Annotated in this window: 8 protein-coding genes and 1 pseudogene; all 9 read right to left on the reverse strand. The window is 47.9% G+C overall.

Annotation, left to right across the window (positions count from 1 at the left end; translation table 11 throughout):
* Positions 1-17 precede the first annotated feature (17 nt).
* The 9 genes and pseudogenes from F7D73_RS15555 to F7D73_RS15595 all read right to left on the reverse strand — a co-directional run bounded on the left by F7D73_RS15555 (position 18) and on the right by F7D73_RS15595 (position 7,621).
* Positions 18-1,238, reverse strand: coding sequence for a glycoside hydrolase family 27 protein (locus F7D73_RS15555; protein ID WP_153126186.1), 1,221 nt, complete (start codon positions 1,236-1,238; stop codon positions 18-20).
* A gap of 182 nt (positions 1,239-1,420) precedes the next feature.
* Positions 1,421-1,981 (reverse strand): DUF5675 family protein, encoded by a 561-nt coding sequence (locus F7D73_RS15560; protein ID WP_153126188.1) that lies wholly within the window; start codon positions 1,979-1,981, stop codon positions 1,421-1,423.
* A gap of 38 nt (positions 1,982-2,019) precedes the next feature.
* A pseudogene (locus F7D73_RS15565) lies at positions 2,020-4,573 on the reverse strand (hypothetical protein).
* Between the two features lie 81 nt (positions 4,574-4,654).
* Entirely contained in the window at positions 4,655-5,038 is a 384-nt protein-coding gene (locus F7D73_RS15570; RefSeq protein ID WP_153126190.1) for a hypothetical protein, read from the reverse strand.
* 33 nt (positions 5,039-5,071) lie between these two features.
* The gene (locus F7D73_RS15575) at positions 5,072-5,602 is read right to left on the reverse strand and encodes a hypothetical protein (protein WP_153126191.1); all 531 of its coding nucleotides are present in this window, start codon (positions 5,600-5,602) and stop codon (positions 5,072-5,074) included.
* Positions 5,603-5,766: 164 nt separating this feature from the next.
* Positions 5,767-6,189 (reverse strand): hypothetical protein, encoded by a 423-nt coding sequence (locus F7D73_RS15580; protein WP_153126193.1) that lies wholly within the window; start codon positions 6,187-6,189, stop codon positions 5,767-5,769.
* Positions 6,165-6,326, reverse strand: coding sequence for a hypothetical protein (locus F7D73_RS15585; protein WP_153126195.1), 162 nt, complete (start codon positions 6,324-6,326; stop codon positions 6,165-6,167). The genes F7D73_RS15580 and F7D73_RS15585 overlap by 25 nt, the downstream gene beginning before the upstream one ends.
* A gap of 260 nt (positions 6,327-6,586) precedes the next feature.
* Positions 6,587-6,997, reverse strand: a complete 411-nt coding sequence (locus F7D73_RS15590) for a hypothetical protein (protein ID WP_153126197.1) — start codon at positions 6,995-6,997, stop codon at positions 6,587-6,589.
* A gap of 384 nt (positions 6,998-7,381) precedes the next feature.
* Positions 7,382-7,621 (reverse strand): hypothetical protein, encoded by a 240-nt coding sequence (locus F7D73_RS15595; protein ID WP_153126198.1) that lies wholly within the window; start codon positions 7,619-7,621, stop codon positions 7,382-7,384.
* Positions 7,622-8,006: the final 385 nt, after the last annotated feature.

Here is an 8,006-nt window from a genome sequence, read left to right on the forward strand (position 1 = left end):
CACACCCTCCTTTTGTTTTATCTCAACACGAAAACCTTGGTTTCGTGGGCAGTCACCTTGCCCTTCCATCGGTTAGCCTTCCTGGCTATATCGCGATGCTGCCAGACATCTCTTACCAGATACTTGCCGTTCAGTCCCAACTGCTTGAAATCAGCCAGCACCTGGATTGGCTTGTCACTGCTGTTAAGAATGGCAACGGCATGAGAACCATCAGCCAACGGACGTACAAATATCTGATAATCCTTCTCGTTCACCTTTCTCTCGGCAGCCTTGCCCAATGCATCCTGGTCGATGGCAATCATCTCCTTGTTCAGGAGAATGCGCTTGTCTTCAGGCGAAAGCTGGCGAAGATCGTTGCTCAAAGCCAAGACCGACGACATCATGCACCACATGCTCATCTGAGTCTGATACTCAGTATAGTTGCAGCCTACGCCACCCAAATCGCTGGATGGTCCGCCCTTGCCGTTCAGTCCCACTACCAGCATATCCATGTCCGGCCACTGACCGTGGCGCACGTCCTTGGCAAGCGGAGCAGTAACATTCACGATGTCAAGAATACCCATACCGCCCTGCTTGACGATATCTTTCCACATATCTCTTACGTCGTAGCTGGTTCTCCATAGCGAACCACCCACTTCCTCGCACCACTCCTCGCAGTTGCGCTGACCCCACTCGCAGATGCCGAGCACGATGTTCCTGCCCGACTTGCTCAGCGCTTCAGCCATCGCACGGTATCGGCGGCGGGCAGTAGCGCTATCCTCCGGAGCATTGCAGTAATCATATTTCAGATAGTCGATGCCCCAGGAAGCAAAGGTGCGTGCATCCTGCTCTTCGAATCCGTAGCTGGCAGTCCATCCGCCGCAGGTAAGCTGGGCAGCGTCAGAATAAATTCCCAGTTTCAAGCCCTTGGAGTGAACATAATCGGCAAGCGCCTTGATGCCGTTAGGGAATTTCTTAGGGTCAGGGATGATGTTGTTGTGTCGGTCTCTTCCCCCCTGCCACAGGTCATCGATAAAGATGTATTCATACCCTGCATCGCGGAATCCCTGTTCTACCATGGCATCAGCCGTTTCCTTGATAAGCTGTTCACTGATGTCCCCCTTGAAGAGGTTCCAGGTCATCCATCCCATAGGAGGAGTTTTGGTCAATTGGTTACGCTCCAGCAACGTTTCGCTTTTCTGCGAAAATGCAGATGTTGCGAGAAGAGCAGCAAAAGTCAGCGTTAAAATTTTCTTCATGATTCGAATAAGTTTAAGTTATTGATTTTCTAGTTGTATATATCTCTACAAAGGTACACATTTTATTGTTAGGATGCAGGTATCAGCGCATATTTTTAATGATTTTTAAATAAAATCAGGGATGGATACACCTTAATAACAGGTGAAATCCATCCCCTTTTCTTTCTATAAGAGAATCTTACTTAGATTATCGTGATCCAGATACCTTCGCCTCGGTCGCGAGCCTCTGTCATGGCGTTGATGAGTCGCTGCAGCCAGATGCGGGAGTCCACCACCATGCCCTCGAGCTTGTTCTCCCCAACGAGGATGCAGCCTTGCGTGTCGTCAGGATAATTGCCGGCATGGATGCGGATGCCCTCAAAATTCGGCACGCCCAACAGCAATGGCAGCCAACGCTTGAATCTTGGCGAATACGATATGACCACAGGATAAGTACCCTCAGGAATGGCAGTATGGCCAGGTATCTTACGAGCCTTCTCGCCGCTCTTGCGGCTATAGCGGGCATCCACTTCCTCTGGCTTCAGCTTGATACCCAACAGATTACGCCATGTAGGCTCCAAGGTATCGCAGAGATATGTATCCTTGGATAGCAGCTGGCTGTCAAAGGTATGGACAAATGTACTCTTATCGTCTTTCTTCTTGCCGGGCAGCGAGATTCGCTTTACGCTTGCATCGGTCAGCAGATAGAGTCTGCCTATGGTATAAGTTCTTTTTTTAGCTATTCGCTTTAATACTATTTCCATTTTGTCTGAATGTTAAGTGTTAAGTTTTTTTAAAACCGTTAAACGTTGCAACCTCTCAGGTCGAGTCCGTCAGAACGATATAATAGCTTCTTAAAACTGAATAACTGAATACTGAACACCTTTCCACCCTGCTTTCTGTCACCACCGTCGGCATTTGCTCCCTTCGGAGGAATTTTCTCGATGTAATGGCGGTTCACCCAGTTTCTCAGCATCATCGCCGTACCCTTCTTGCCAAAGTCGTTCTGCAGGCGCACCATCTCAGCCTGCGCGTAGGTAAAGGTGTCAGGCAATTGCTGCAGCAGGTTGGTAGGTCCTCGCTTGCTCGATTTCTCTCCTACCTCATTAGCCTTGGCTATGCCTGTGCCAAAGAAAATCATCTTGCACCACAGGTCGTAACTCTCGCTCCATCTGATGAACTCTTCTATTTCGGGTTCCCATTTGCAGCCGTTTGCCACGTATAGCACACAAGCCTTGAGGAAGGCAATCACGTTGCCACGGAAGGAAAGATTCTCGAACACCCTGTTTTGCGACATGCGCGAAAAGTCGGCGTTCTCATCCTTCAACTTTTCTGCCAGGGCGAAAGCCTCAGCGCAGTCTATCCTGCCCGATGCCTTGCACAGATTCTCTATGTACGGTCTGAGCGCCTCTCTGAAGGCATCGTCGTATTCGCCGTATACAGGCATTTCGGCACCGATTTCCCGCTCCGGGATGGTACAGAAGTTGATGCGGCTGATAGGTCCGTCGGTGAGCACCTTGGAGAAATATCGCTGTCCCAGCTGGACGGTGGTCGATGCATTCCAGTTGAACCGGATGGTGATGCGCTCGGTGACGCTCGATGTACCCACGCGCGTCTGACCGTATTGGTTGCCCGGGTCGAAGGCAAGGCACATGATCTTGAACTGCTGGTTGCCCTGCCCCTTGAGGGCATCGAACTGGTCTATCTCGTTGAGCGATGTATAGAGGAAATGCTCCTGAGCCTCTGCCGTGCGCATCACGAAGGCAGGGTTGGTCATATCGGCGTCTATCTCCTGGATGATGAGGTTTTCCGGACGCTTGCGCTTATCCTTGTTGGCTCCCTTGCGTGTCACCTCGTCTTTCCATTCCTTCTCCCGGTTCAGGTTCTCACGGTCGCGCTGTCTGATGTCCTCCATAATCATGTTGATGGGCATCTGCACACAGTTCTTGCCTGCGCCCGTGCCCGCCAGCAGACAGCACATCAGGGTAGCCTCGTGCTCCACATTGTCAATATACTTGAAGGTGGTCTTGCAGAGGTGTGTGGCAAGTGGCGGGAAGATGGCGTGTGCCACGGCAGGCTTATAGACGTCGCAGCAGCTCCACGAGTTTTGGGAGATGTTGGGGCATCGGAGGCGGAACGATTTTATCATCTTCCGCATTGGAATCCGTGCCATCCTCGGTACTCACGGTCTTGAACGACACGGCATCCTTCTGGGATGACTTCTCTGCCTGGGCATTGATGCGGATAACGGCTTGCGACATCGGTTTCGAACTGTCACCATATTTCGCATAGAAGTCGTGGATGAGCTGTTGGCAGTCACGCTCCTGCGAGAAGGCAGGCATCTTCTGTGCCACCACCGCCTTCAGTTCGTCTTCGGACATCACTCTCGATGCGCCTGCGCTCATGATTGCCAGGAGCGATGAGTGACGGGAGCCTGGGGTGTTGATGTCTACGTCCTTCAGGCCTGCAGCATTGCGGAAGAGGTCGAAGGCTGCGAGGTTCTTGCCGGTTGCCACAGCCCCAGCATCCTGATGAGCTCCAGCAGGGCTGAGATGAGCAGCATGAGCAGCATTGCTATCACAAGGTTGGGCAGGCTGAATAGCAGAGCCAGCAGAAACAGCGTGATGGCTGTCAGAGCCCGGAAGTCGATGGTCTTGAACATGGTCTTTACTTTGAACTTGGAAATTTGAACTTTGAACTTTATGATTACTATTAACTGTTAACTGTAAACTATTAACTTTCCCAGCCCGTCCGTCAATCGTCAATCCACGGTCCAGGTAGGCTTGTCTGCGCTTCTCCAGCTCTTCCTGTGGCAGCACCTCATACCAATGGGGCGAGCGATAGATTTCCGACTCCTTGTCGGTGATGAAGAGCATTCGTTCTGGCGAGATGCAGCTCTCGTCGTAGGGCACGCCCAGCGCCTCGCAATAGGCTCGCTGCGTCTCCTCGATAGTCATGCCCACGGGCATGCGGATGTCAATATGCAGCTTCTTGCGGGCAGAGTACTCCAGGTGCAGCAGGGCTCCCTTCCAGATGGTATCGCTGCAGTTCAGCTCACGTGCCTTCTCTATCGCCTTGTCCACATATTCCTTGTCGTCCACGTCGATGGTGGTCTGGAAGAGGAAGCTTTCGGGCACGGCGTTCTTTTGCGAGCGTCTGTTGTCCCGGAACTGGTAGTAGTGAGCACAGCGGAAAGGCAGCTGCTTCTTCAGTCCGTCGTTACCCTCACGGATGGCAGCTATCAGGTCTGCCATCCAGGGATAAGCGATGGTCTTGTCGTAGACCGAGAGTGGCTGGGAGCTTACGCTCCCCATATTGCCATTCTTGTACGGATTATATGCTATAATATGTTCCATCGTTTTAATTTTGAGTGTTAAGTATTAAATGTTAAATCACTAATCATTAATCACTAATCATTAATCACTAATCATTAATCACTATAAATTCTCCTTGAATCCGGCAATCAGTTCCTTGTGCTCTGCCTTGAGGTAGCGCAGCATGTCCTGCTTGTCCAGGTCACGGCTGAAGGTATAGTTCACCTGCACCGTGCGCTTGGTGGTGCGCACCACGGCATGGTTGGTCTTGAAGATTTCCTCGAAGATCTTCTCGCCCGTACGCTCGTAAGGCTTGAAGTCGAACTCGTCGCCTCGTTTCTCGCCAGAACATACCATTCTGCCCGGTATCACCTTAGGCTTTTCGCAGATAACCTCGGTATCGTTCCATGGCGCCTTGCGGAAGGCGATGGTACCGTTTTCTTCACTGATGATGGCTCCGTCCACCTTCTGGGCGTTGAGGAGCTGCTTCTTTGTTGCTTGTTTCATGATTGTAACCACTTGTTTATAAGATGAATAATGTCAGTTGATTCTCATATCGTTGATATACAGGCCGTCGACAGCATATCGGATGTCAATCGGTTTTATCAGAGGGTCATAATAGATACTATTCATCATGAGACATTCATAACGCCACCAGCAGTCCTTGTCCTCCATCACAGGCTGGATAAAATCCTTGACCCACTTGTAGAACAACTTGCGCTCAGGATCTTTCGAACAGTCTATGCTCATATCTCTCACCACCTGAGAATCTACGAATATCATACTTCTCGAAGCTATTCCACCTTTTCGCTCCACCTTGTCAGCATTGCCAAAGAATTCACCGAAAAACAAACGATGTGTAAAATCCTTCGGAACCCTTTTTGTTAGCTCTTCCACATACATTTCTACCACTTTCCCCTCTGTGTCGGCTAATACCGGGAACAATGTATCTCTGCCGATATCAGTAATGGCAACCAGGTCCTCGATGCAGAAGAACAACCCTCTGTCGATTTTCACTACTCTCAATCCGCCATACTGCGGATGAAAAAACACATAAGCATTTCCTTTCATATCAATATATCATATTAAATGGTTGGGCTGCGAGATATTCGCCAAATTTCAGTTTCAGGAACGGTACCGGATTCCTATAAACAAAAAACGCCCGCAACCAGACTTTACTCGACTGATTACGGGTGCAAAGATACGGATATATTTCCATACTTACCTAGTACGTACTATGTACGCGTACTAGTACTATCCTTCAGTGAAGGGGGGAGTTTTTCCAGGAATTTTCTCGTCTTCTTCTGATCCATTCCTCTATTATAAGCAGCTCTCAGGGCATTGGGAGAAACCTCCCAAAGAGTAGAGAATACTTTCCACACATCCTTGATATCCAGCGTTATAGCTATCTGATAGGCAAGGACTGCAGACTCTGAGTTGGACATCTCCAGAGGGCAGAAGTTCTCATCGAGTAACCCATACTCCTGCAGTTCCTTCAAGACTTCCTGCCCCTCCTCTCCTTTCAGGTCATCCGACATACGTTCCGCAGGATTGGCATTGTGCTTCTTTTTGGCGATACCATTCTCATAGTAATTCTCCACATACTCTATATAACAGGCATTGCCCGTTACGTTTATGGTTCTTCCTTCTCCAAACATGGCTTCTCCTCCTTAAATTCGTTGTTCATATACTCAACATACTGACTGTTGCCATTCAATTGAATGTTCACGCAAACAAGGCAGAATCGCCCATACTTCAGCATCAAGCGAACGAGCTTGATTATAAATCTTCCCATATTTCTTAGGATTTGATCGTTAGTAATTTTGTTCTTTGTCGCTCGTTCCTTAGTAGAGGACGATAGAATTTGTTTGCGCTAACAATTTTGCTGGTACAAGCAAATGCCAGGAGAGCTATAAGGGCATACACCCTTAGGGGACACATGGCCTCCGATTTCATCAGATTTTACTTTCTTTTTTTGTATATATTTTATAGGTTAAAAATAGACCCACAATGAGTTAGACAAGACATAGTGGACCGGAAAACTCTCACTTATACTTACTTCATAAAAGCCAGCAAATCCTTTCCCTGATGCATGAGGTTGAGAACCACAGCGGCTTGCATTCCGTAAATTTTCTTATATTTTTCTTTCATCTCATATAGCATGGCAAGCCTGGATTCCCTTTCTCTTACATATTTCTTGTAATTCTCCACCGCCTGTATTTCCTGATAGAGATAGTAGCCAATGACGTAGCAGAATTGTCTGATGGTCTCAAAAGATATTGAGGCATCTTGCTGCTTTAGTTTTCTGGTGGTATCGTCAACAGGTCCAAACTCCATTTTTATCATTTTTTGGGTTGTGATTTTCTCCACTAGCATGTGGTCAAGGAGTGCTCCCACTTCCTTGACAACCTTTCCTCTCATATAGCCGTCGGCATATGAATTCATGTAACTACGTCCTCTTGCCATAACTTCTTTTTTTTAATTCGAGCGTGAAGTTATAAAAAAGGAGCGAAATAGAGGCGTGTACTACGACTCCTTAATTCGTAATATGAGTACTATTATTTTTCTGATTTCTAGTTTTTTTGAAAAAAAAGAGGGAGAAGTGAGCATTCTTGCAGCTTCACTTCTCCCTGATACTTTTATGGAATTTGTATGGTAGCCAGCTAAAGAAACAGGTTGCCTGACTATGAGAAATTCGTTTTATAACATCAGAGAAATCACAGTCAAGAATTGGATTGCAGTTCTCATCTGTTATCATACTTCCATCCTCAATGTCTCTTTTGTAGATTGGGGAAGCTTTTTTATTTGCCTCCCAACCCGTTTTTTCAACCATTTGGCAAAGGTAATGTTTTAAACTTGTAGTGTAAACACATTCCCCCCTGGCATATCCTCCAAGGTTATCACCCACTCTATCTCCCCATCCTCTGGGTCGACATCAATAGCATACGCCGTGCCCTTCTGCTGTCCGTCGAAGCGCACGTCGAAGCGCCAGAGACCGTTTTTCAAAATCTGGTCTCTGGTAATCTTGATGGTTGAAATCTTGGAGATATCTATGTCGAGGCGCTTGGCTATCTCCTGATAGCTAAGCACCCATCGGGTCTTACCTTTAGAAATGTATTCATAGGCGATGCCATCCTTGGTGAAGCCGATACCCTCAGTATCGGTAATGGCATAATAACTGGGAGCCTCGCTGTCGGCAGGTGGGCTGACAACCAGGTCGGTATCGGAGCTTACATCATCCTTGCTGCAACTGGCAAGGGCAAGCGTAAAAAATGCGGCTACAAGAGCCAGCTTCCCCGATATGGGGGAGACCGTCCGAAAACTTAATTAGGGAAGCAAACAACTGAATTGAGCATTTTTCTTTTGCTCTTTATAGTTAATTAACCTCGTATCTTCTTGATTCTCAATTATTTTATGTATCTTTCCTCTATAAAACGAAAATGATTTCCCTCGCATAGGGTAACTACAATTGGAG

This window comes from Segatella copri (assembly GCF_009494395.1).
GTDB lineage: Bacteria > Bacteroidota > Bacteroidia > Bacteroidales > Bacteroidaceae > Prevotella.